The organism is Agrobacterium sp. lyk4-40-TYG-31, from assembly GCF_030209855.1.
Lineage (GTDB): Bacteria > Pseudomonadota > Alphaproteobacteria > Rhizobiales > Rhizobiaceae > Agrobacterium > Agrobacterium vaccinii.
In genome coordinates this window covers 181,822-206,410 of sequence record NZ_JARVRE010000008.1, presented here as the reverse complement: position 1 = coordinate 206,410, position 24,589 = coordinate 181,822, and the positions used below count along the sequence as shown (strand labels likewise).

The window sequence follows — 24,589 nt, the reverse complement described above, 5'->3', positions numbered from 1 at the left end:
ATTTTCCGTTGCCTTTAGAACAAAGCGCGGCCCAAGGCCAGCCCGGCGAAGATTGCAGCGAAAGAAACGACGAGACTGGCCAGCAGATAGACCGCCGCCAACCCCAAATCTCCGCGCTCGAACAATACGACGGCGTCCAGCGTGAAAGAAGACCATGTGGTAAAGCCGCCGAGAATGCCGGTGACGATGAACACCCGCACTTCCGAAGACGCATCGAACCTGCGCGCTATCATCTCGACCATCAAACCAATGAAAAATGCCCCGACAACGTTGACGGTGATCGTGCCCCACGGAAAGTTCGGACCCGCCAGCTTCACGCCCCAGACGCCGACCAGATAGCGTGCCACGGAACCGATTGCGCCGCCAACGGCAACGAGAGCGATATTGAGCATGGGGAAATCTCCGGTCATGATACGGCCGCTGGGCGCAGCGTGTTCGATCTCTACGACAAACTGGTCGAAAGCGAAATTCCCGACGGGAACTATAAGCGTAAAAAAGAGATTTTAGAAATCGTTAAAATACCGATCAAATGCAACCTTTGGGTTTAATCGGGAAGAAAGTCGCCGATGATACAATCATTCGATTAAACAGCAGGAGGGTGTTCGCATGGTGCAAATTTTGTCAGTTTCGGCGACCACCGCTGGCTATGTTGCAGATAGCATCAAGGCCACCCAGCGTGCGTCGCGAAAAACGGAAATCGAGCAAGCCAAGCGCGAACTCGTGCGAAAGACCAGCCAGGTTCAGGACACTCAGGTCAGTTCCCTTTCGACTGCCGTCACACAGCCTGCCCTCTCACTGCACTTCATGACGGCTGGACAGCAGCACAATCCGCAGGCCACCCTTGAAGAGGTCATAGAAGCCTACGAGGAAAACAAGGGCCGCTCTGAAATCTAATTCAACGACAGAAGAAAGCTGCCGGGACTGATTGCCCCGGCAGCTTTTTGATTCAGTTGTGGTCGTGCTTCTCGGCCCCGCCCTTGGCAGACCCCACGTCAAGCATGACGTCTACCTTGCCCGCCTTTTCGAAGGTCAGCGTAACCGGCACTTTGTCACCTTCTGCGAATGGCTTCGTGACATTGAAGAACATGAAATGCAGGCCGCCCGGCGTCAGCTCCACGGTCTTGCCACCGGGAATGACGATCCCGGCATCGAGCTTGCGCATTTTCATCACATCATTGACCATCGCCATCTCGTGGATTTCGGCGCGACCGGCATTCGGTGATGCGATGGACACAAGACGGTCGTCGGACGAACCATCATTCTTGATGGTGATGAAGCCACCACCCACTGGCTGGCCCGGCAGCATTGCCTTGGATGCTGCACCCGAAAGCTCGAGTTCGCCGACTTTCACGACGTCAGCCGCGTGTTGTGATGCCCCATGATCGTGTTCATGCCCGCCAGCCATCGCCTGCTTGGCCACGATCTTAATGGTGGGCGCGGGGTTCTCTAGCGAGTGAGGGTCCTGTCCCTTCTCGGCAACCTGATCCCACTTCGCCCTACCCTTGTCTCCGCAAATCTGGATGACCTTGAACGGCAGATCGACCCCGGCGTCCACGCCAGTCACTTTGCCCTGCACATTGAAGGTATCATAGAATGCATCAGGCAAATCCCCATCCTTCCAGCGGATCTCCACCGGACCGGATTTGACGTCGACACCATGGTTTTTGTAGCTCTTTTGATAATCACCCGTGATGATCTCAAGCTCCCAGCCCGCCTTGGGCTGTGGCTTTGCTGAAATGAAGCCTTCCGGCAGCTTCATCCGCACCTCTGTGGTTGGAAGGCCACCGTCACATCCATGGGGAACCTGAAGTGCCGCAACGATGGTGCTTTCCTGCTCGGCAGTCTGGTTGACGAATGTCGAATGCGCGAGGGCTGGAGACGCCGCCATGGCTGCGATCAGCGCTGTACCGGCTGCAAGTGTGTGAATGTTCATTTGATACCCTTCCGACTGTGGCTCTTCGAGCATCGCCAGTCCCGTTTGCCGCAACTTGCGACTATTCTGTTTTCTCGGTTCAGCGATCAGAGAACAACAGGTGGCGCTCTCGCCTTGGGGCGCTGATAATCAACGTCGTAGACCTGAACAGGTTGAATGACGGGGACATTATCGAGCCAGGTGAACTCAGCCTTTGCCCAGGAGTTCGCATCAGGCGTCGGTATCAGGACCGAAGATGACAGAAGGCATGCTTCGCAAAACAGCGATATAGTGGAGTGATCTGATCTACCCGGCACATGAGGAGCCGCCGCACCCGCGTGTCCTTCGCAAATCTCGGCAAAGCTGCCATCCGGCAACCTGTAGGCCTCGTCCAGAGCAGCGGACGGCGCGACAAAGGCAGCCACCGGTTTATGCGCAAAGCCAAGCGACAGCATCAGCGCCGCGCAGAAAATGCGCAGGAGCCGTGTCCAGTCTGTGCGGTGCTTACTCATGGACGCTGTCATGACACGAAGCGATATCGCGCTTTTTGTTTGAAATCAAAGTGGAATTGACGCGCACGGGAACCGTCCACTCCAAACCGTCGTTTGCCCGATGTAGAAAACCGGTGAGGAGAATGGTCCGATGCCTGCAAAATCCAAAGCACAACAGAAAGCTGCCGGTGCAGCGCTTGCCGCAAAACGCGGCGATATGCCGACGTCACGTTTACAAGGCGCTTCAAAAACCATGGCTAAGTCCATGACAGAAAAAGAACTTGAAGACTTGGCATCTACCAAGCACAAGAAGCTGCCTGAAAAGAGAGATACGTGATTGAGGCGGCTATCGTCAGCTCAATGAAAACAGTCTCGTGACGCAGGCGGAACAAAAAACTGTTTGGCTGCGTCATTTGGTCCTTGCCAAGAAACGCGCATACCAGATAATGACGATCTATCCCGCTGGGAGACACCGCCTCACGGCGGGGCCGAAGGAGCAACCGCCCCGGAAACTCTCAGGCAAAAGGACCAGCGGCGAGGACGGAACTCTGGAGAGAAGCCACCTGCACAAGGACGGCTCGCCGAAGGGATAACAATCTCAGGCGACAAGGACAGAGGGGGCTCTTGAACCCGGCACGTTGCGTGCCATGACATGAGCCCGCGCGACATCGCGCAACCTCGGAGGCTTTCTTGGCCGATACTGCCGCGCTACAAGTCACCCCACTTCATTCTCTGCACGTGTCCCTCGGTGCCCGCATGGTACCCTTTGCAGGATACGACATGCCGGTTCAGTACCCTGCAGGCGTCCTTAAGGAACATCTGCACACGCGCGCGTCGGCTGGCCTGTTCGACGTTTCCCATATGGGACAGGTGATCGTGAAGGCGAAGTCCGGCAAGGTCGAAGATGCAGCGCTGGCTCTCGAAAAGCTTGTGCCGGTCGATATTCTTGGCCTCAAGGAGGGTCGCCAGCGATACGGGTTTTTTACCGATGCAGAGGGCAACATCCTCGATGATCTGATGATCACCAATATGGGCGATCACCTCTTTGTCGTCGTCAACGCCGCCTGCAAGGATGCCGACGTTGCGCATATGCAGGCGCATCTTTCCGACACATGCGACATCACTCTGCTGGACGACCGTGCTCTCATTGCGCTTCAGGGACCACGTGCCGAGGCCGTGTTGGCCGAATTGTGGGCTGGCGTATCCGGTATGAAATTCATGGATGTCCGCGAAATTCCGCTTCTCGACGTGCCCTGCATCGTGTCTCGATCTGGATATTCCGGCGAAGACGGTTTTGAAATTTCCATTCCCTCAGACAAGGCAGCGTTCATTGCCAAGGCGTTGCTGGAACATCCTGACTGCGAAGCCATCGGCCTTGGTGCACGCGACAGCCTTCGCCTTGAGGCTGGCCTCTGCCTCTACGGCAATGACATCGACACCACGACCTCCCCCATCGAAGCCTCCCTCGAGTGGGCCATCCAGAAAGCCCGCCGCACCGGCAGTGATCGCGAAGGCGGCTTTCCGGGTGCCGAGCGCATTCTCGGTGAGCTTGCCAACGGTACGACTCGTCGCCGCGTTGGCTTGAAGCCCGAAGGCAAGGCCCCTGTTCGCGGTCACGTCAAACTGTTCGCCGATGCAGATGGCAAAAGCGAGATTGGTGAAGTCACCTCGGGCGGCTTCGGACCGTCCGTCGAAGGCCCCGTAGCCATGGGTTACGTACCGAAAGATTTCGCAACACCCGGCACGGCCATATTTGCGGAAGTGCGTGGCAAGTACCTGCCCGTCACCGTGTCTGCCCTGCCCTTCATTACACCCACTTACAAACGCTAATTTCCGGAGAGACCAATGCTGAAATTTACTCAAGAACACGAGTGGCTGAAGATCGAAGGCGATGTCGCCACCGTCGGCATCACGACGCATGCTGCCGAGCAGCTGGGCGATCTCGTTTTCGTGGAACTGCCGGAAGTGGGCGCGACCTTCTCCAAGGATGGCGATGCAGCAACCGTTGAAAGCGTGAAGGCTGCTTCTGACGTCTATTGTCCGCTGGATGGCGAGATCACTGAAATCAACCAGGCCATCGTGGACGACCCATCTCTGGTCAACTCCGATCCGCAGGGCGCTGGTTGGTTCTTCAAGCTGAAGCTCACCAACGCGTCCGACGCCGATGCGCTGCTGGATGAAGCGGCCTATAAGGAGCTTATTGCGTAATGACGACTCCCACAGAGTTCCATTTCACCGACTATCAGCCCTATGACTTTGCCAACCGCCGTCATATCGGCCCGTCGCCGTCGGAAATGACGGATATGTTGAAGGTCATCGGTTACAACAGCCTCGATGCCCTCATCGACGCGACCGTGCCGTCTTCCATACGCCAGAAGGCACCGCTTGCCTGGGGTGCGGCGCTGACGGAGCGCGAAGCGCTGGATCGTCTTCGCGAAACCGCCAACAAGAACAAGGTTCTGACCTCGCTCATCGGTCAGGGCTATTACGGCACCATCACGCCGCCGGTCATCCAGCGCAACATTCTGGAAAATCCGGCCTGGTACACAGCCTACACGCCTTATCAGCCTGAGATATCGCAGGGTCGCCTCGAAGCGCTGCTGAACTTCCAGACCATGATTTCCGATCTGACCGGTCTCGATGTCGCCAACGCCTCGTTGTTGGACGAAGCAACGGCTGCCGCCGAAGCCATGGCCATGTGCCAGCGTGTGGCGAAGTCCAAGGCGACGGCCTTCTTTGTGGATGCCAATTGCCATCCGCAGACGATTGCACTGATCGAAACCCGTGCAGCACCGCTAGGCTGGAATGTCATCGTCGGCAATCCCTTTACCGATCTCGATCCCGTCGATGTCTTTGGTGCGCTGTTCCAGTATCCCGGCACCCATGGCCATGTGAATGATTTCACAGGCCTGATTTCCCGCCTGCACCAGACCGGCGCAATCGCGGCTGTTGCCACAGACCTGCTGGCGCTGACGCTTTTGAAATCCCCCGGCGAAATGAGTGCCGACATCGCCATCGGCTCGTCACAGCGTTTCGGCGTTCCTGTTGGTTACGGCGGCCCGCATGCGGCCTTCATGGCCGTGAAGGACGCGATCAAGCGTTCCATGCCCGGCCGTCTCGTCGGCGTCTCAGTCGATGCGCGCGGTAACCGCGCCTACCGCCTGTCGCTGCAGACACGCGAGCAGCATATCCGCCGTGAAAAAGCCACGTCCAACATCTGCACCGCACAGGTGCTGCTGGCCGTCATGGCGTCCATGTATGGCGTCTTCCACGGCCCGCAAGGCATCAAGGCCATCGCCCAGCAGACCCACCAAAAGGCTGTGCTGATGGCAAAGGGTCTGGAGAAGCTTGGCTTCGTCATCGAACCCGAAACCTTCTTCGACACCATCACCGTCGATGTCGGCCACATGCAGGCACTCATTCTGCGCGCAGCGGTCGCCGAAGGCGTCAACCTGCGCAAGGTCGGCTCCACAAAGATCGGCATGAGCCTGGACGAGCGTACACGCCCGGCAACGCTGGAATCCGTGTGGCGTGCCTTCGGGGGCAACTCCTCGATTTCGGACTTCGAACCGGATTATCGATTGCCCAAAAACCTATTGCGCACAACGCAATACATGACGCACCCGATATTCCACATGAACCGCGCCGAAAGCGAGATGACCCGCTACATCCGCCGTCTTTCGGACCGCGATCTGGCACTCGACCGTTCCATGATCCCGCTCGGTTCCTGCACCATGAAGCTGAACGCGACAGCCGAAATGCTGCCGATCACATGGCCGGAATTTTCCGATATCCACCCCTTCGTGCCAGCCGATCAGGCACTGGGCTACAAGGAGATGATCGACGATCTTTCCACCAAGCTGTGCCAGGTCACCGGCTACGATGCCTTCTCCATGCAGCCGAATTCCGGTGCGCAGGGCGAATATGCGGGCCTGTTGACCATCCGCAACTATCACCTCGCACGGGGCGATGCACATCGCGACGTTTGCCTCATTCCAACGTCTGCGCACGGCACCAACCCTGCCTCCGCGCAAATGGTCGGTATGCGCGTGGTGCCGGTGAAGGTCAGAGAAAACGGTGACATCGATATCGAAGATTTCCGTGCGAAAGCAACGCAATATGCGGAAAACCTATCGTGCTGCATGATCACTTATCCGTCGACCCACGGCGTGTTTGAAGAGACTGTTCGCGAGATTTGCGACATCACCCACGAGCATGGTGGTCAGGTCTATCTTGACGGCGCCAACATGAACGCCATGGTCGGTCTGTCCCGTCCCGGCGATATCGGCTCCGATGTGTCGCACCTCAACCTGCACAAGACGTTCTGCATTCCGCATGGCGGCGGTGGTCCCGGCATGGGTCCAATCGGCGTCAAGGCGCATCTGGCCCCATACCTGCCCGGCCACCCTGTCAGCGACGGCCGCACCGGTGCGGTTTCGGCAGCACCTTTCGGCTCGCCGTCGATCCTGCCGATCTCCTGGAGCTACTGCCTGATGATGGGTGGCGAAGGTCTGACGCAGGCAACCAAGGTCGCGATCCTCAACGCCAACTACATCGCAGCACGGCTGAAGGGCGCTTACGACGTGCTCTACAAGTCCGAAGCCGGACGCGTGGCGCATGAGTGCATCATCGACACCCGTCCGCTGAATGACAGCTGCGGCGTGACGGTGGACGATGTCGCCAAACGCCTGATCGACTGCGGCTTCCACGCCCCGACCATGAGCTGGCCAGTTGCGGGAACCCTAATGATCGAGCCGACCGAATCCGAGCCCAAGGCCGAACTCGATCGCTTCTGCGATGCCATGCTGGCCATCCGTCAGGAAGCTCGCGATATCGAAGAAGGTCGTTCCGACAAAGCCAACAACCCGCTGAAGAACGCACCCCACACTGTGGAAGACCTCGTCGGGAACTGGGATCGTCCCTACTCCCGCGAACAAGCCTGCTATCCACCCGGTGCATTCCGCGTCGACAAATACTGGTCCCCGGTCAACCGCGTCGATAACGTCTATGGCGACCGCAACCTCATCTGCACATGCCCGCCGATGAGCGAATATGCGGAAGCGGCTGAGTAAAAGTTATAAGGCCCGGAGCGATCCGGGCCTTTTCATTTGAAACGAGGAATTGGTGTCGTTAGCGCGTCAGCTGAATATCGGCCGTCGTTACCGTTGGTCCACCGGCACCATCCTTGTCGGTCGTGCGCAGACGCAGGCCATTATTACCAACCTTGGTGATGGTCATGGCGGCGACCTTGTCACCATTGATGACGCGTTTCCACGTAATCGACAGATTGATGGAATTGCCGTTGCGGCTGCCCGCGAGTGCAGAAGGTATGCCGGATGGGCCGACATAGTTTCCGCGGTAGCGCGTGCCGGACGCACTTAAATCGGCGGAGATGGCGCGGCGGATAACGAGCAGTCCGCGGCATGTACCGTTCATCCGCAATGATGGACCAGACGAGGTCGAGTCGAACGTGCAGTTCACCTTGATGGGCTTGGAGCCGATCTTGGTGGTGACGGTGCCGGACCCCTTCCAGCTGCCTTTTAGAGTGGAAAGAAACTGGCTTTCATCGGCCATTGCCGGTGGCGCCATCAGGGCAGTCGCGAGTGCTATCATGGAAATCAGTTTGCCGGTCATCCGCGTGTTCCTTGTGTGTGCAGACCGAACGCCCGGCTATCCTGATTGTTCCTTCGCACAGATTGTTATGCGCTAAAGCAACCTAAATCTATCAGGCGCGTTTCTCGCCAGCTTCACCTCGCCCCTCCCGGAGAGCCTTCAATGACAACGCTAACACCGCCTATTGATGCCAGCGCTCGCTCTCTCGGGAAATCCCCGGGGACAGGCCTGTCAGATCGCTCGATTTTTGCCCTCGCCGTCCTCAATTTCTTTCTGGCTGACGCGCGTGACGGGCTTGGTCCGTTTCTAGATGCATTTTTGGCCACCAACGGCTGGTCGGCCATGCAGCTCGGCGTTATCGCCACCGTTGGCGGGCTCGTCGGTCTTGCCGCGACGCCGCTTTGCGGCGCGTTGGTCGATGGCACCACATGGAAGCGCACCCTGATTGCAATACCCGTCGTTCTTGTAACGATCGGCGCGCTGATTACACTGCTCTTCACCAACGAGGCGGTGGTCTGGACGGGCCAGATCATGACGGCCGTCGTCGGGGCCGTCGTTGGCCCTGCCCTTGCCGGTTTGACGCTGGGTCTCGTTGGAGAAAAGCTGTTCTCGCAACAAATCTCCCGCAACGAGTTCTGGAACCACGGCGGCAATTTCGTCTCGCTGTTCGCCACCTATTTCGCCGTGACGGCCTTCGGCATTTCCGGTGTCATCGGCCTCATGGTCGCAACGGCGATTGGTGCGCTCGCAGCGGTCGTCGCCATCGATCCCAAAAGGATCGACCACAAAGTCGCACGCGGGCTAGGACACGATGAAGGCGAGCCCGGTCCTTCCGGCTTCAAAGTTCTCTTTAAAGAGCGAGGCCTGATTTTCCTTTCCATCATTCTGTTGATCTTCCACTTCGGCAATGCGCCCATGGGTAGATTGATCGCCCAGAACTTCGCAATCGAATTGAACACGCCCTTCCGCACCACCGCTATCATCACTGGCGTCGCGCAGTTCGCCATGATCTTCGTCGCAGCCCTCGCGCCGTGGCTCATCCGCCGCTTCGGTCTGTCGGCGGTGTTCCTGATCGCACTCGCAGCCCTCCCCATTCGCGGCGTGCTGGCGGCATCGTTCCACGAGTTCTGGGTGATCTACCCCGTCCAGTTGCTGGATGGTATCGGCGCGGGCCTGCTCGGCATTGCAACGCCGGTCGCCGTTGAGAGAATTCTGAAGGGCACCGGACGCTTCAACGTCGGCCTTGCCAGCGTGATGACCGTTCAGGGCATCGGCGCGTCTCTCAGCAACGGCGTGGCTGGTTGGCTGACCACTGAGGGCGGCTATGCGCTGTCGCATCTGGTCGGCGGCGGTATTGCAGCCATCGCAATCGTGCTGTTCCTGATGTTCCGACACGATATTGCCCCGGCACAGGAAACAGATGGCTGAAACGAAAAAAGGAGGCCAAACGGCCTCCTTTTTTAATACGCAAAATTATGATCAGCCCACAAATGCCCGTTCGATCACGAACTCGGCTGGTTTGTTGTTTGCACCCTCGTTCAAGCCAGCCTGCTCCAGAAGTGCCTTGGTATCCTTCAGCATCGCGGTAGAGCCGCAAATCATACCACGGTCCACGGCAGGGTCGAACGCTGGCACGCCGAGATCCGCAAACATCTTGCCGTTTTCGATCAGGTCGGTGATGCGTCCTGTAAAGGCGTAATCCTGGCGCGTGACGGTCGCGTAGTGCTTCAGATTGTCACCAACCAACTCGCTCAGGAACTCATGGTTCTTGATCTCCTCGACCAGATCGAAGCCGTATTTCAGCTCCGCCACATCACGGCATGTATGGGTGAGGATGACCTCCTCGAACTTCTCATAGGTTTCCGGGTCGCGAATAAGACTTGCGAAGGGTGCGATGCCGGTTCCGGTCGAGAACATGTAGAGACGCTTGCCGGGCGTTAGCGCATCGAGCACCAGCGTACCTGTTGGCTTCTTGCGCATCAACACGGTATCGCCCGGCTTGATCTGCTGGAGATGCGATGTCAGCGGACCATCCGGCACCTTGATCGAGAAGAATTCCAGCTCTTCATCCCAGGCGGGGCTGGCGATGGAATAGGCACGGTAGATAGGCTTTTCACCCACCATCAGTCCGATCATGGCAAACTCACCCGAACGGAAACGGAAGCCAGCGGGACGCGTCATGCGGAAGCGGAACAGGTGATCCGTGTAATGCTCGACCGAAAGCACCGTCTCAGCATAAACGCCGTCAGGGATTTTCACCGCAAATTCTTCCGTCTTGGCTGGAGCGTTCATTCTCTATCCGTCCATCTTCATGGTGTGCGACATTTTCAGATGGGGCAATATACCATCCGGCCCTGCTTTTGAAGGTACAGGAATGTCATTGGTGCTATGCGAGTAGAAATATGTATCTAAAACTCATATTTCTACGCAAGAGTTCATATCGCCGCACGGCGTCGCCAGCTGTAGGACTGTTCCCCCGGCGCGGGCTTGGCCGTCGGCTGGTAATAGACATTGATGCCCGGCAATCGGTTTTCCGACAGGCGACGGATCGCCGTTTCGTTCGTCACTGCAAAGCTGGTGAAGCCGGTGCGCAGCATCAGCGGCACCTGGTCGATCAGCACATCACCCACCGCCCGCAACTCGCCCTGATAGTTCAGGCGCGTCCGCAACAGCGATGCATGGCTGAAACCACGACCATCGCTAAACGCCGGGAAGCTGACCGCTACCAGCCCGATGCGATCGATGAAGGGACGAAGCTTTTCGACGTCATCCGCCGGTGTCACGAAAACACCAAGGCCGATATCGTTGCTTTCCTCGGCGCGCGCGATAAACGCGTCGAGCCCAAGAACGGCCTGCTGGCCATCCTGCGCCTTCAACTCTTCGGTCTCGATGACCCACGGATCGTTCTCTACGAAACCGCTCTCATTCCAGATTTTTGTCATGATGCGGTTCCTTATGCGGCTGCGGCGCTTGCCGGATAGAGCGCGTCCTTGAAAGGCTGCGCGCCGACACGGCGATAGGCATCGAGGAAGGTCTCTTCCTTCGATAGACGCAGACCGAGATAGGTATCGACGATTGTTTCCACCGCGTCGGTCACCTTTTCAGGCTCGAAACCGCGACCGATGATCTCACCGATGGACGAGTTCTCGTCACCCGACCCGCCCAGCGTGATCTGGTAGAGTTCGGCACCCTTCTTTTCCACACCCAGCAGACCGATATGGCCGACATGGTGATGGCCACAGGCATTGATGCAGCCCGAAATCTTGATCTTCAGCTCACCGATTTCGGCCTGACGCTCCGGCGAACCGAAGCGGTTGGAAATTTCCTGCGACACTGGAATAGAGCGTGCATTGGCAAGCGCGCAATAATCCAGCCCGGGACAGGCAATGATATCCGTGATCAGCCCGGCATTCGCCGTTGCAAGACCAGCACCCAGAAGCGCGCGATAAACCGGCTCAAGATCAGCAAGGGCCACATGCGGCAGAATGATATTCTGCTCGTGGCTGATGCGGATTTCATCCAGCGCATATTCTTCAGCGATATCGGCAACGAGATCCATTTGCTCGTCGGATGCGTCGCCCGGAATGCCGCCGATTGGCTTCAATGACACCGTCACCATGCCGTAATCCGGGTTGGTGTGCGGCTGCACGTTCTGGTCCACCCAGCGCGCGAAATCGGCGTCGGCCTTCTTCCAGCGTGCGAGGCTTTCCCATCCTTCAGGGCGTGCCTCCAAATCCGGCAGCGCGAAGTACGAGGTGATGGCAGCGATATCGGCATCCGGCAGTTTCAATTCGCCGTTTTTCAGCTCAGCGAATTCCGCTTCCACCTGACGCGCTAGTTCTTCAGCACCCGTCTCGTGGACGAGAATCTTGATGCGTGCCTTGTACTTGTTGTCGCGGCGACCATGCAGATTGTAAACGCGCATAATGGCCGTGGTGTAGGACAGCAAGTCCTCTTCGGGCAGGAAGTCGTTGATCTTCTTGGCGATCATCGGCGTTCTGCCCTGCCCGCCACCGACGTAGACGGCAAAGCCGATTTCGCCCTTGTCGTTTTTCTTCAGGTGCAAGCCGATATCGTGCACCTGAATGGCCGCGCGATCCTTCTCCGCACCCGTCACAGCAATCTTGAACTTGCGCGGCAGGAAGGAGAACTCCGGGTGAACGGACGACCATTGGCGCAGAATTTCAGCGTAGGGGCGTGGGTCGGCGACTTCGTCTGCGGCAGCACCAGCAAAATGGTCAGCTGTGACATTGCGAATGCAGTTGCCAGAGGTCTGTAGCGCATGCATTTCCACACTTGCCAGTTCCGCCAAGATATCCGGTGTATCAGCAAGGCGCGGCCAGTTGTACTGAATGTTCTGGCGCGTCGTGAAGTGGCCATAACCGCGGTCATATTTGCGGGCGATGTGGGCCAGCATTCGCATCTGTTTTGCGTTCAACGTGCCGTATGGAATGGCCACGCGCAGCATATAGGCGTGAAGCTGGAGATAAACGCCGTTCATCAGACGCAGCGGCTTGAATGCATCCTCGGCAAGTTCGCCAGAAAGGCGTCTTTCCACCTGATCGCGGAATTGCTCCAAGCGACCTTGAACAAATGCGTGGTCGAACTCATCGTAGCGATACATGGTATTCCTCAGACTGCGATAAAGGCTGCGTCCGCTGGCTCAAAGCCGTTGGCGTAATGCATGGTTGGTCCTGCGGCACGAATTCGTTCGCGCAGGCGTGTCGGCCATAGGCGGCCATCTTGTTCGGTAACATCGACGATGTTGACGTCTACCACCTTGTTGGCAGAAAAATCGCGTTTGCCTATCTCTTCCAGCGAGGCCTCGGCATCAGCATGGCGCGCAACAAGAGCAGACTGGAGATCCTCATTCCATGCGCCGCTGGCATCGAGCCATACGGCGATACCGTCGTCGAGCCGATTGGCTGTCAGAACCTTATCAACCATTTGCATACTCCTGCTTCAGATCGGACGACGTGCCAGCAAGCGACAGTGCTTCCGATCTTTCGAAATTAGCGCCCGCGACCGCATCACCGATGATGACCATGACCGGCCCCGCCAGTTCGTCGCGATGTTCTAGCTCCGGCAAATCTTTCAGCGTGCCATGCATCAGGCGGCGATAGGAGCGGCTGGCATTTTCGATGACCGCGACGGTCGTATTGGCATCGAGACCGGCATTCATCAGACGCGTGGCAACGGATGCAGCCACGGAACGGCCCATGTAGACCGCGATCGTTGCACCTGAAACGGCCAGACGCGCCCAGTCCGGCAGGACGTCGCCAGCCAGATCGTGACCCGTCGTGAAGATCAGCGAAGAGGCGACACCACGCAGTGTCAGCGGCAGTTCGAAATCGGCGGCGGCTGCAAAGGCGGAGGTGATGCCTGGCACGATCTCGTAAGCAATGCCCGCTTCCCTCAACGCCGCCATCTCTTCGGCAGCGCGACCGTAAATCAGGGGGTCACCGGACTTCAGGCGCACGACCCGTTTGCCCTCTTCTCCCAGCGATACCAGCAGCTTGTTGATGTCCGACTGGGACTTGGAGTGACAGCCCTTGCGCTTGCCAACCGAAAGACGTTCGGCATCCCGGCGTCCCATATTGACAATTTCCTGCGGCACGAGCGCATCGTAAACAATGACATCGGCCTGCATCAGCACGCGCTGCGCGCGCAATGTCAGCAAATCCTCGGCACCAGGACCGGCACCCACCAGCCAAACATAGCCTTCGGGACGCTCAGGCGAGGCAAGCAATTGCTCTACGGCGCGGTGCGCACTGTCGATATCTGCCAGCGCAACAGCATCGGCAACACCACCGGAAAAGAAGCGACGCCAAAAGTTGCGGCGCAGGGCACCCTTCGGCACGTTCTTCTCCGCAGCATCGCGATACTCGACTGCCAGACGCGCCAAACGACCTAGCGAAGGCGACAGCATTTGGTCGATGCGCGCGCGGATCATCTGTCCAAGAACTGGCCCTGCCCCTTCGGTACAAATCGCCACGGCGACGGGCGCGCGCGACACGAGGCCGGGCGTGTAGAAATCACAATAGCTAGGCTGATCGACCGCGTTGGCTGGAATGGACTTGGCACGCGCAACGTCTACAATTTGACGATCAAGCGCCTCCTCACCGGTGGCCGCGAAGACGAGAACCATGCCATCGACCAGCTCTGGCGAAAATGGAAGCAGATGATGTGTCACCTGCCCGCTTGCCAACAACGCCGCATAGTCATCCTGCGGCGCGTCCGCGAAGGCTTGAATATCGGCACTGGTGTTGAGAAGAAGTCGAACTTTTGCGAAGGCCTCATCGCCATTTCCAAAAACCGCAACGGGCCGCTTGTCCACTTTGAAAAAAGCAGGAAAAGTCGTAAGCCGATGGTCAGCCTTATCTGAAGCGGTTTTAAGCATGCTCATAATATGTCCGATCCGTCGCCGAGATTGAAGGTACAGAAATTCGCTTGCTATATTGCCGTAGATTTTTATTTCTCGGCAAGCGCTGTTTTGGAGGAAAAGCAACCACGGCGACGAAAACGGCACGCTGTTGTAATTCCACACATTTTCTACCAATTATGTACATTTTTTCGGCAAATCCCGAGCGACAATGTCCAATGATTAGGCAGCACCAGAAACAGGAAAATACCTTGACGGAACTTACACTCGCATCCCGCCTGCTCGATGTCATCGAGAAGGATATTCTACCCCTCACGACTCAAGGTGTGTCGCTGGGCAACAAGGTCTTCGGCGCGGCCATCCTGCGCAAATCGGACCTTTCCCTCGTCATCGCGGAAACGAACAACGAGCTAGAAAATCCGCTTTGGCACGGTGAGGTTCACACACTGAAACGTTTCTACGAATTGGGCGAGAAGCCTGACACGAAGGATTTGATCTTTCTCTCGACCCATGAACCCTGCACCATGTGCATGTCGGCAATCACCTGGGCTGGTTTCGACAATTTCTATTCCTTCTTCAGTCACGAAGATTCGCGCGACGCTTTTGCCATTCCGCATGATCTGAAAATACTGAAAGAGGTTTTCGGACTGGAGCCCGGTGGTTACAGGCGCAGCAACGCGTTTTGGAATTCCTACTTCATTTCCGATCTCGTTGAGAATCTGGACGATCCGCTCAAGTCCAAGCTCAAGGAACAGACGGCGCGTATCAAAGCCGCCTATAACGACCTGTCGGTTAACTATCAGTCGTCCAAGGGCGACAACAACATTCCCCTGAACTGATCGCAGCAGAAAGCAGCAGCATATGGAAGCCTCGAAGGATATTTCGCGTCTCATCGAGATCATGGAAGCCCTGCGCCAGCCCGATACGGGTTGCCCGTGGGACATCGTCCAGACGTTCGAGACGATCAAGCCGTACACGATCGAGGAGGCCTATGAAGTTGCCGACGCCATCGAACGCAACGATACGGACGACCTCTGTGATGAGCTTGGCGATCTGCTGTTGCAAGTGGTGTTTCACTCCCGAATTGGCGAGGAAATGGGCGCGTTCTCCTTCGGCGATGTCGTCCACGCGGTAACATCCAAGATGATCCGACGCCACCCGCATGTCTTCGCCGTTTCAGATGCCGATACGGCTGAAACGGTAAAGATCCAGTGGGATGTCATCAAGGCGCAGGAAAAGCGGGAACGCGCCGAGCGGCGTTTGCGGCGGGGCATCGGCGACGATTTCAAAGCGGGCTATCTCGGCTCCATTCCGCGCACGCAACCGGCACTGACGGAAGCGCTGAAGCTTCAAGAACAGGCGGCGCGAGTGGGCTTCGACTGGTCGGCTCCTGAACCCATCCTCGACAAAATCGAGGAAGAAGTAAGAGAGTTGCGTGAAGCGCTTGCCGAGGGCAAACCGGAAAAAGTGGCGGATGAACTGGGCGATCTGATTTTCGCCCTCGTCAACATAGGCCGCCATGTAAAGACAGACCCGGAGAACGCATTGCGAGGCACCAACACCAAGTTTCGCCGCCGTTTCCACCACATCGAAACGTCATTGAGCGACAATGGCGACACCCTCGAAGCGGCGACTTTGGAACGGATGGAAGAACTTTGGCAATCCGCCAAGGCCATCGAGCGTCAGCTTGAGTGACAGACTGGTGCTAGCTCAGCCAGCGTGACGCGCAGTGTGCGATAAAGCGGCGTCTTCGGCGAATTCGTCTGCGCGATAAACCGTCAGGCGATCACGGCCGCGCGACTTTGACGCATAGAGCGCAGTATCCGCCATTTTCATCAAAGCGTGTGGGGTGCAATATTTCTCCTCACACACCGCCAGCCCCATGCTCAATGTGGCGACGACTTTTTGATCGTCGATCGTGTGTTTGATGGAGCTGACGAGCTGGCGAACACTTTCGACCAATGTCGATGCCTCCTGTTCTCCCGTTGCTGGCAGAAACAGAATGAACTCCTCACCGCCGAACCGGGCGAAACTGTCATTGGGCCGAATACGTGCGGACAGTTCTCTCGCCACACGCACCAGAACCTCATCACCCGCAAAGTGCCCGAAACCGTCGTTGATGCGCTTGAAATGATCGATATCGGTCATCACGATGACATCGCCCTGACGCATCTGTTCTGGAAGACGCAGAGAGAAGGAGCGCCGGTTGGGCACGCCGGTCAGCACGTCCAGATCAGCCAATCGTTTCAGCCCCTCCTCCGCCCGCTCCTTCACCAAGGCCAGAACAAAAACGGCGATTGCGAAATGGCAGACGATGGAGACGAAGAAGGCGTTTCTTGGCGAAACAACCGCGATCTTTGGAAATACAATGCCGACGACGACGAGAGCACTGAGAAACGCTGCAAAAGCGATGGTGGACGCCAATGCCTTGCGAACGGGAAGCGGCTCGATCAGACGGTCGGTGAACACCGTAAAAGCGGCGGCAAACAGAAGTAACGCCGCAGTAGCCTGAAACGCACTGGTTCTGGCTTCGGTGAAGACATAGGAACCGGATAAAAACAAAGCAGTACAAACGAAAAACGGCAGGCACAGAACCAGCCATTCCCGACGCCTGCGCCGTTGCGTACTGATACGACACATGCCGATCCAGAAAATCGAATAGCCGACGAGACCAGCAAAACTGCCTGAAAGGGACAGAAGGTTTTCAAGTCCATTCAAAAGCTTGCCGATGCTGACAAGCGTCGATGCCATCGCGACAAGAAAGAAACCAATCGCCAGAAATCCAAGCCCGACGCTCTCGCGCGATTGCGAGCGAACATACAGAAAGCACAGCGCCGCCACGAAAAAAGACAGCTTGTGCAGCAGCAGGACTGTAGGCAGGTCTAAAGGTTGCATCATTATCAGCTCGTATGAATTGAGCGACAGTATCACACGGCGCTGATTACGAAACCCTAACAAAAAACAGACTAGCGGTTGCATCTAACGCATAACAGATATGCACCATCAGCTTTTCGATTAGAAAAGCATTTTCATTTTTCAACCAGTTGGAAAATAAACGGATAGATTGGCTTTTGCGAGGGCGAAAGTGATTTCGATAACCGAGAGCGCTTAACGCTCCCAGTCTTCCACATCTTGCTTCTGAACTTTGCCCAAGCGGCTTTCCAATTCCAAAGCCTGCGCTTCTGAAAGACGGACTTCGAGCGTCACCGAACCATCTTCGTTGTCTTCGCGCGCATCGACTATCGCGTTGTTGTAGACCCACGGAAGAAACTGCAATTGCTCGACATTCAGGACTATCGTGTTCTCCGTCAGAACGCCGGAAAGCCGCCGGGAAATCTCTTCCATCAGCTGATCGACGCCCTCGCCCGTGATGGCGGACACAGCGCGGACATTGGCGCGTCCCTCGGCCTTATGCAGAATGGCGTCATGGCTTTCCAGATCCAGCCTGTCCACCTTGTTCCAAACCTCGATGATTTTCTCATCGGCGACTTTTTCATCGATACCGAGGTCGCTCAGAATACGAAGAACATCCGAAGACTGGGCGCCATTATCAGGATCCGCCATATCGCGAACATGGAGAATGAGGTCCGCTTCCAGCACCTCTTCCAGCGTGGCGCGAAAGGCAGCAACCAGATGGGTCGGCAGGTCGGAAATGAAACCGACCGTGTCCGACAGAATAACCGTGCGGCCATGCGGCAGCTTCATACGGCGCAGCGTTGGGTCCAGTGTAGCGAACAGCATGTCTTCGGCAAGAACGCCCGCACCGGTAATGCGGTTGAACAGGGTGGATTTACCGGCATTGGTGTAACCGACGAGTGCTACGATGGGGTGCGGCACCTTGCGGCGCTTTGCCCGGTGAAGCTGACGCGTGCGGACGACTTGTTCCAGTTCGCGTTCCAGCTTGACGATGCGGTCCTGCAAAAGGCGACGGTCGGCTTCGATCTGCGTTTCACCAGGACCACCCATAAAGCCCGCGCCACCGCGCTGGCGTTCAAGGTGGGTCCAGCTTCTGACGAGGCGGCCTTTTTGATAGTTGAGGTGCGCGAGATCGACCTGCAACGTACCTTCCTTGGTCGAGGCACGGCGGCCAAAAATTTCGAGAATAAGGCCCGTTCGGTCTATGACTTTGGCATTCCACTCTTTTTCAAGGTTACGCTGCTGCACCGGTGTCAGCGGGTGATCAATGATCACCAGTCCGGAATCGGTTTCATTCAGCAGATGCTTGATTTCCTCGATCTTGCCACTCCCGAAAAGGGTGGCGGGTCGGGGCTGATTGACGGGAACGATCAATCCTTCGGACACATGAAGGTCGATGGCGAAAGCAAGCCCTTTGGCTTCCTCAAGCTTGGCTTCCATAGAGCGTGGCGCTGTCGTTGCCGAGGCTTCCTTCGGTTGCCGCCCCTGTTTCAGGACCGGGATGATAACCACCGCGCGCATATCGTCCCGGTGCTTTTCCTGCTCGGGAATGATGGATTCGTTCGATGTGTCGCGTGTAGAAATGAGCCCGCACCTTTCGAGTATCAGTGGAACAGCCAGAAAATCTCATGGCATGGAGAATGCAAAACAACGGTCCCGGCATACGGTTCCGTTGTCTGCCACATCTAGATGGGAATGATGGCTAAAAGACAGGCGCCGATTAAGCGGCACCCTCTTCCGATTCGAACATCTGCATCGGCTGGCCCGGCATGATCGTGGAAATCGCGTGCTTGTAAACAAGCTGGGAATGACCGTCACGACGAAGAAGAACGCAGAAATTGTCGAAGGATGTAACAACGCCCGTCAGCTTCACGCCGTTGATCAAGAAAATCGTCAACGAAATCTTTTGTTTGCGAACGGTATTGAGAAAAAGATCTTGCAGGTTTTGAGAACGTTCCGCCATGGCGCCGATTCTTTCTTTTTTGCCCGGATGGGAGACCGGGAATTAAACAATCAATAATGGGATCGGTTGAACTTTGTCCCCCGTCAGCCGATCAGCAACTCTGGTATCAAATCACGATCTGTTCCGCAATGTGGAAAAACTTACCCGGATTTCCTGAGATACGCTTTTTTGTTTCAAAGCCAATGCATTAGAAATATTGTATAGACACGCGGAATAGCTGTTCCACCTCACGGACAGCATCAGATGACGCGAACAGGATGACGCGATCCTTCGCCTTGATCTTGGTGTTGCCATCCGGTCGCAAAACTTTTTTGTCGCGATATATGACGCCGATTCGAATCCCTTCCGGCAAGTCGACATCCCGTAACGCCTGTCCGACCAAAGGCGAGGTATCCAATGCTTCCGCCTCGATGATTTCGCCATTGCCCCGCTGGACAGCGTAAACGGAGCGAATGCGACCTTTGCGGACATGTTGCAGCACACGCGAAATCGTAACCGCGCGCGGATTGATGTAAGCGTCAAGCGCCAGAGACTTGGCAACATCGTGAAAAGACGGACCATTCAGCAGCGCAAGGTTCGATTTGCAGCCCAACTGCTTGGCCATGACTGCGCCCAGAATGTTCGTCTGGTCGTTGTTGGTCAGCGTCACGATCAAATCCGCATCCTGAATATCGGCCTGATGCAGTATTTTCTGATCGAGCACCGAGCCGTTCAGCACGATCGTGGAGTTCAACTTTTCGGACGCGGCGATCGCGCGTTCCCGGTCAGCCTCGATGATCTTGACCCGCGTTTTGGGCTGGAGTTCCTCGATGGAGCGGGCCACATATTGACCGATATTGCCACCGCCCGCGATCACGATGCGGCCAGCTTCTTTTTCCTCGTGGCCGAACAGACCGAGAGTGCGGCGCGCGTGCTGGTGCTGGCAGATGACATAGGCCAAGTCGCCGGTGCGAAGTTGCTCCGAGGAGTCGATGGCCTTCAGATGGCCATTGCGGTAAACGCCGACCACGGTCGCGACTAGATCCGGGAAGAGTTGGCTGAGCTGTTGCAGCGGCGTGTTGACCACAGGGCAATTCTCCATGCACTCGATCGCCAGCATGAAAACGTTGTCGTCGGCGAACCGCACGACATCCGTCGCGCCGGGAAACGCGATACGGCGCAGCACCATCTTGCCGACCTCTATCTCAGGCGAAATCGTGACATCGATGGACATGTTCTCGCGGCTGAAGAGGTCGCCATACTCAGGCTGAAGGTAGCTCTGGTCGCGGATGCGGGCGACCTTGGTGGGTACGCTGAACAGCGCGTGCGCCACCTCGCAGGCAACAATATTGATCTCGTCGTAGAGCGTCACCGCAATGATCATGTCGGCCTGATCGGCACCAGCCTTGGCCAGCATGTCGGGATGCGCGCCGTGCCCCACATAGCCGCGCACGTCGAGCGTTTCAGTGATCGCCGCGATCAGCGCCGCAGAAGTGTCGATCACGGAGACTTCGTTGTCCTCACGCGACAATTGCTCCGCAATGCCGTAACCCACCTGGCCTGCGCCGCAAATGATGACTTTCATACGCTCTCTCTAGGGACGTTAACGGCAACTGATGATCGTTATACGCCGAGCGATTTCAATTTGCGATGCAGGGCCGACCGTTCCATGCCGACAAACTCCGCCGTGCGGGAAATATTGCCGCCAAAACGGTTGATCTGGGCCACAAGATAATCCCGCTCAAACATTTCACGCGCTTCGCGCAAAGGCAGCGTCATAATGTGCTGGTCGCCCTGCGCCGCGATTTTCGGCAGCATATCGCCGATATCGGCTGGCAGCATGTCCGCTGAAATCGGCGTATCGCCGCCTTCTGGACGCGCCAGAATCATCAAGCGCTCGATGTTGTTGCGAAGCTGGCGGATGTTGCCGGGCCAGTCATGTGTCTGGAGAACCGCCATGGCGTCATCGCCGATCTTGCGCGGACGAATGCCCGCCTGCTCGGAAATCTGTCGCATGAACATATCGACCAGAAACGGGATGTCCTCCCGACGCTCGGACAAGGCCGGAACCTTCACGGGAACGACGGCCAGACGGTGATAGAGGTCTTCGCGGAACAGCCCGTCGGCAATCAGCCCTTCGAGATTATGGGCTGTCGAAGAAATGATGCGGACGTCCACCTTGACCCGCTTGCCGCCACCGACGCGTTCGAACTGCTGGTCGACAAGAACACGCAAAATCTTGTTCTGCGTTTCGCGCGGCATTTCGCCGACCTCGTCGAGGTAGAGAACGCCGCGATGCGCCTCTTCAAGCGCACCGACCTTGCGGGGCTGGCCGGGCAGACCTTCAGTGCCGAACAGTGCAATTTCCATGCGGTCGGGGGTGATCGTTGCGGCGTTGAGCGCCACGAACGGTCCCGTCGCGCGCGACGACTTTTTGTGGATCATGCGTGCCACCAATTCCTTGCCGGAACCGGAGGGGCCGAGGATCATGATGCGGCTATTGGTGGGCGATACACGATCGATCGTCTGGCGTAGCTGCGACACGGCAAGCGATGCGCCGATCAGTTCAACCGCATCGCCCGTACGCTTTTTTAGCTCGGATACCTCGCGCTTGAGCTTGGAGTTTTCCAAGGCACGTTCGGCGATGAGAATGAGCCGGTCAGCCTTGAAGGGTTTTTCGATGAAATCGAACGCGCCACGCTTGATGGCATTGACCGCCGTTTCGATGTTGCCATGGCCGGAGATCATCACCACCGGCAAATCCGGGTGACGGCTCTTGATCTCATCTAGCAGCGCCAGACCATCCAGCTTGCTGCCCTGCATCCAGATATCGAGGAAAATCAGCCGGGGAACGCGCTCGGAAATCGCGGCCAGTGCGCTGTCGCTGTCAAAAGCCATGCGCGTTTCATGTCCTTCATCGGACAGAATACCGGCAACGATTTCACGGATATCGGCTTCATCGTCTACGACCAGAATATCAGACGCCATATGCAATTTCCTTATCCATTTCACTGCCCACCGCTTCGATATGCGGTAGCAGCACTCTGATCATGGCGCCGTGGCCGTGATCGAAATCGGCGGGTGCATCATGCAACTCAAGATGACCGCCGTGTTCTTCAATGATTTTCTTGACGATGGCGAGACCGAGGCCCGTGCCCTTCTCTCGCATCGTCATATAGGGCTCCAGAATGCGGTGACGGTTTTCGACCGGAAGGCCGCGGCCATTGTCGATGACGTCAGCGATGAAGCGATTGTTGTGCTCGTCAAAGGATGCGCGAACGACGATCTTACCCTTGCGCGGCGCGTCACTCGTCTCGACCGACTCGATGGCCTCTGTCGCATTCTTAATGAGGTTACCGAAAGCCTGCCCCAGCATGCGCGAGTCGAACATGCCTTCCAGTGGCTCATCACCCAACTCTGTTGCGAATTCGATATGCGCAGCGCCCATTTCCCGCAGGAATGTGGCATCCTTGAGAACCGTACGCAGATCCGACATTTCCTTGGTCGGCTTCGGCATACGGGCGAAAGCCGAGAACTCATCGACCATGCGGCCAATGTCGCCCACCTGGCGCACGATGGTGTCCGTACACTGATCGAACACGGCGCGGTCGGTTTCGTCGTGAATTTGCTTGCCAAAACGGCGCTTGATGCGTTCGGCGGAAAGCTGGATCGGTGTCAGCGGGTTCTTGATTTCATGGGCGATACGCCGCGCGACCTCCGACCAAGCGGTAGAGCGCTGCGCTATCAGGAGATCAGTGATGTCATCCAGCGTGATGACGTAGGATTCGTGTCCGTCGCGCGCATCCTCACGGGTGACCTGAACGTTGAGCGTGCGCTCTTTACCGCGCCTGACGATATTGATCTGATGGCGGAAGTCCATGCGGGCCGATGCGGCGGCCTCGGTCACAACATGCTCGATTTCAGGCGCCACTTCTACCAGCGGTAATCCGACAAGGCTGTCGGATGATACGGCCAGGAACTCCTCGGCGGAAGGGTTGGCAATCGTGATGTTGCGATGTTCGTCGACGCCGATCACAGCGGCAGTCACACCAGACAGAACCGCCTCGATGAAGCGACGACGGTTGTCAATGTCGTCTTTCGCCTCGATGATCTCGTCCTGTTGACTGCGAATTTCCGAGATCATCTTGTTGAAGGTTCGTGCCAGACGGCCAACGTCCCCATCAACAGCACGCACCGGCACCAGCACATGCATATTGCCCATCGCGACGCTGTCGGCAGCGCTGATCAGCAGGCGGATAGGTCGCACAATGCGATCCGCCACGGCAATCGCAGTCCAGATGGCCGCGAGAAGAACGATCAGCGCAAAACCGAGATAGAGGATGGCAAAGGCGATTTGCAGCGGCGCGCGCCCCGCCTCCATGGCCTTGTATTCCGCGCGGTTCTCTTCCATCTGCCGCATCGCACCCATGACCTTGGGGTCGACAGCACGCACGGTGTAGAGGAACGTTCCGCCGATACCCTCCAGCTTGATGATGGCGCCGACGAGGTTTGTCACACCGGGCGGAATGAGTGTCGGTTGACCAGCTGCCGCCTTTTCAAGCGCATCCTGGGGGATGGCGGGCAAAGGTTTCTCGGTCTGGATATCGGCCTGAACCACCGCATCGCCATCTTCCTGCACGAGAAACGCGCCAAGAAAACCGCGTCCCTTCGCCTGCCGGGTCATCAACTCCTTGAAACCTGTCCGGTCGAGGTAGAAGAGTGCCCGGTTGCGATCGAGATCGGTCGCCATGGACAGCGTCTGGCCCTGCAGATAACCGGCATTTTCCAGCATATAGGCCTGCGCGATATTGCTGGACGAATCCACGATGGCCTGGGTGCGAATGGCAAACCAACGGTCGAGTCCGACATTCAGGGTGATACTCGCAAAAATCGCGACGAGCACCGCAGGTGTGATGGCGACGATGGAAAACAGCGCCACGATGCGCACGTGCAACCGCGCCGCCGCCCTTCCCCGCCTGCGCGCTTTCATCAGTCGGTTGATCTCCCGACCAATCAGGTACATCAGCCCGATGATGAACAGCGAGTTGATGATGACGGAAGCAACGACCACGTTGGTGGTCGGCGCAATCGGTGTCAGCCCCAGCAGCACGAACAGGGTGAGCGTGGCGCAGACAAGCGCCACACCCGCAAGCACAAGTCCCGGAAACGCAAATGACATGCGCCTGTCGGCAATCACTATATCGCCCGACGGACGGTCGGAAATCCTATCGGTGACAGGCTTGCGCATCGATTATTTTCCCGCGCCGCGCTTTGCGGCACCACAACCTTGAAAAATGACGAAGCGGATTGCGATCAAAACGAATCCAGCTTTC

The 24,589-nt window shown here is 57.1% G+C and carries 23 protein-coding genes and 1 riboswitch; of the genes, 8 read left to right on the top strand and 15 right to left on the bottom strand.

Going from position 1 to position 24,589, the window contains the following annotated elements; genetic code table 11:
- Positions 1 to 14 precede the first annotated feature (14 nt).
- Entirely contained in the window at positions 15 to 392 is a 378-nt protein-coding gene (crcB, locus tag QRN55_RS16770) for a fluoride efflux transporter CrcB (protein WP_284777549.1), read from the bottom strand.
- Between the two features lie 214 nt (positions 393 to 606).
- On the opposite strand from crcB, the gene QRN55_RS16765 reads away from it, so the two are divergent.
- Positions 607 to 894 carry a hypothetical protein gene (locus QRN55_RS16765; protein WP_233123326.1) on the top strand — a complete coding sequence of 96 codons (288 nt, stop codon included), beginning with the start codon at positions 607 to 609 and terminating at the stop codon, positions 892 to 894.
- 52 nt (positions 895 to 946) lie between these two features.
- On the opposite strand, the gene QRN55_RS16760 is transcribed toward QRN55_RS16765, so the two are convergent.
- On the bottom strand, positions 947 to 1,933 hold the full coding sequence (locus QRN55_RS16760; protein ID WP_284777548.1) for a copper chaperone PCu(A)C domain-containing protein: 987 nt from the start codon (positions 1,931 to 1,933) through the stop codon (positions 947 to 949).
- An 86-nt stretch (positions 1,934 to 2,019) separates the two neighbouring features.
- Positions 2,020 to 2,424: a hypothetical protein gene (locus tag QRN55_RS16755; protein ID WP_284777547.1), complete on the bottom strand. Its 405-nt coding sequence runs from the start codon at positions 2,422 to 2,424 to the stop codon at positions 2,020 to 2,022.
- Positions 2,425 to 2,554: 130 nt separating this feature from the next.
- Here QRN55_RS16755 and QRN55_RS16750 point away from each other — a divergent pair, with 130 nt between their 5' ends.
- The 4 genes from QRN55_RS16750 to gcvP all read left to right on the top strand — a co-directional run bounded on the left by QRN55_RS16750 (position 2,555) and on the right by gcvP (position 7,475).
- Entirely contained in the window at positions 2,555 to 2,740 is a 186-nt protein-coding gene (locus tag QRN55_RS16750; RefSeq protein WP_284777546.1) for a DUF3008 family protein, read from the top strand.
- A 116-nt stretch (positions 2,741 to 2,856) separates the two neighbouring features.
- A riboswitch (glycine riboswitch) is annotated at positions 2,857 to 2,944 on the top strand.
- 149 nt (positions 2,945 to 3,093) lie between these two features.
- A complete protein-coding gene (gene gcvT / locus QRN55_RS16745) occupies positions 3,094 to 4,233 on the top strand; it encodes a glycine cleavage system aminomethyltransferase GcvT (RefSeq protein ID WP_284777545.1) in 1,140 nt (379 codons plus the stop codon).
- Positions 4,234 to 4,248: 15 nt separating this feature from the next.
- Positions 4,249 to 4,611, top strand: coding sequence for a glycine cleavage system protein GcvH (gene gcvH, locus QRN55_RS16740; RefSeq protein ID WP_284777544.1), 363 nt, complete (start codon positions 4,249 to 4,251; stop codon positions 4,609 to 4,611).
- Positions 4,611 to 7,475 (top strand): aminomethyl-transferring glycine dehydrogenase, encoded by a 2,865-nt coding sequence (gene gcvP / locus QRN55_RS16735; RefSeq protein ID WP_284777543.1) that lies wholly within the window; start codon positions 4,611 to 4,613, stop codon positions 7,473 to 7,475. Before gcvH ends, gcvP begins: the two co-directional genes overlap by 1 nt.
- A 58-nt stretch (positions 7,476 to 7,533) precedes the next feature.
- Here gcvP and QRN55_RS16730 read toward each other — a convergent pair whose 3' ends face one another.
- The gene (locus tag QRN55_RS16730; protein WP_045230455.1) at positions 7,534 to 8,037 is read right to left on the bottom strand and encodes a hypothetical protein; all 504 of its coding nucleotides are present in this window, start codon (positions 8,035 to 8,037) and stop codon (positions 7,534 to 7,536) included.
- A gap of 141 nt (positions 8,038 to 8,178) precedes the next feature.
- Between QRN55_RS16730 and QRN55_RS16725 the strand changes: the two genes are divergently transcribed.
- A complete protein-coding gene (locus QRN55_RS16725) occupies positions 8,179 to 9,444 on the top strand; it encodes an MFS transporter (RefSeq protein ID WP_173997172.1) in 1,266 nt (421 codons plus the stop codon).
- A 51-nt stretch (positions 9,445 to 9,495) separates the two neighbouring features.
- Here the strand turns inward: QRN55_RS16725 and QRN55_RS16720 are convergent, their stop codons facing one another.
- From QRN55_RS16720 to cysG, 5 genes are all read right to left on the bottom strand, one after another.
- The gene (locus tag QRN55_RS16720; RefSeq protein ID WP_284777542.1) at positions 9,496 to 10,308 is read right to left on the bottom strand and encodes a ferredoxin--NADP reductase; all 813 of its coding nucleotides are present in this window, start codon (positions 10,306 to 10,308) and stop codon (positions 9,496 to 9,498) included.
- Positions 10,309 to 10,451: 143 nt separating this feature from the next.
- Positions 10,452 to 10,958 carry a DUF934 domain-containing protein gene (locus QRN55_RS16715; protein WP_284777541.1) on the bottom strand — a complete coding sequence of 169 codons (507 nt, stop codon included), beginning with the start codon at positions 10,956 to 10,958 and terminating at the stop codon, positions 10,452 to 10,454.
- An 11-nt stretch (positions 10,959 to 10,969) separates the two neighbouring features.
- A complete protein-coding gene (locus QRN55_RS16710; protein WP_284777540.1) occupies positions 10,970 to 12,640 on the bottom strand; it encodes a nitrite/sulfite reductase in 1,671 nt (556 codons plus the stop codon).
- Positions 12,641 to 12,648: 8 nt separating this feature from the next.
- A complete protein-coding gene (locus QRN55_RS16705; protein ID WP_111838322.1) occupies positions 12,649 to 12,963 on the bottom strand; it encodes a DUF2849 domain-containing protein in 315 nt (104 codons plus the stop codon).
- Positions 12,956 to 14,416 carry a siroheme synthase CysG gene (cysG, locus tag QRN55_RS16700; RefSeq protein ID WP_284777570.1) on the bottom strand — a complete coding sequence of 487 codons (1,461 nt, stop codon included), beginning with the start codon at positions 14,414 to 14,416 and terminating at the stop codon, positions 12,956 to 12,958. The genes QRN55_RS16705 and cysG overlap by 8 nt, the downstream gene beginning before the upstream one ends.
- A gap of 233 nt (positions 14,417 to 14,649) precedes the next feature.
- Between cysG and QRN55_RS16695 the strand changes: the two genes are divergently transcribed.
- Positions 14,650 to 15,237 carry a deaminase gene (locus QRN55_RS16695; protein WP_284777539.1) on the top strand — a complete coding sequence of 196 codons (588 nt, stop codon included), beginning with the start codon at positions 14,650 to 14,652 and terminating at the stop codon, positions 15,235 to 15,237.
- 22 nt (positions 15,238 to 15,259) lie between these two features.
- The gene (gene mazG / locus QRN55_RS16690) at positions 15,260 to 16,093 is read left to right on the top strand and encodes a nucleoside triphosphate pyrophosphohydrolase (RefSeq protein WP_284777538.1); all 834 of its coding nucleotides are present in this window, start codon (positions 15,260 to 15,262) and stop codon (positions 16,091 to 16,093) included.
- Between the two features lie 15 nt (positions 16,094 to 16,108).
- On the opposite strand, the gene QRN55_RS16685 is transcribed toward mazG, so the two are convergent.
- From QRN55_RS16685 to QRN55_RS16660, 6 genes are all read right to left on the bottom strand, one after another.
- Entirely contained in the window at positions 16,109 to 17,296 is a 1,188-nt protein-coding gene (locus QRN55_RS16685; protein WP_284777537.1) for a GGDEF domain-containing protein, read from the bottom strand.
- A 210-nt stretch (positions 17,297 to 17,506) separates the two neighbouring features.
- Positions 17,507 to 18,835, bottom strand: coding sequence for a GTPase HflX (gene hflX, locus QRN55_RS16680; RefSeq protein WP_284777536.1), 1,329 nt, complete (start codon positions 18,833 to 18,835; stop codon positions 17,507 to 17,509).
- A 199-nt stretch (positions 18,836 to 19,034) separates the two neighbouring features.
- Positions 19,035 to 19,277 (bottom strand): RNA chaperone Hfq, encoded by a 243-nt coding sequence (hfq, locus tag QRN55_RS16675; RefSeq protein WP_003496145.1) that lies wholly within the window; start codon positions 19,275 to 19,277, stop codon positions 19,035 to 19,037.
- Between the two features lie 187 nt (positions 19,278 to 19,464).
- Complete coding sequence (gene trkA, locus QRN55_RS16670; protein WP_112499946.1) at positions 19,465 to 20,841, bottom strand: Trk system potassium transporter TrkA; 1,377 nt, start codon at positions 20,839 to 20,841, stop codon at positions 19,465 to 19,467.
- A 38-nt stretch (positions 20,842 to 20,879) separates the two neighbouring features.
- Positions 20,880 to 22,244, bottom strand: coding sequence for a nitrogen assimilation response regulator NtrX (ntrX, locus tag QRN55_RS16665; protein ID WP_111838316.1), 1,365 nt, complete (start codon positions 22,242 to 22,244; stop codon positions 20,880 to 20,882).
- A complete protein-coding gene (locus QRN55_RS16660) occupies positions 22,234 to 24,504 on the bottom strand; it encodes a sensor histidine kinase NtrY-like (protein ID WP_284777535.1) in 2,271 nt (756 codons plus the stop codon). Before QRN55_RS16660 ends, ntrX begins: the two co-directional genes overlap by 11 nt.
- Positions 24,505 to 24,589: the final 85 nt, after the last annotated feature.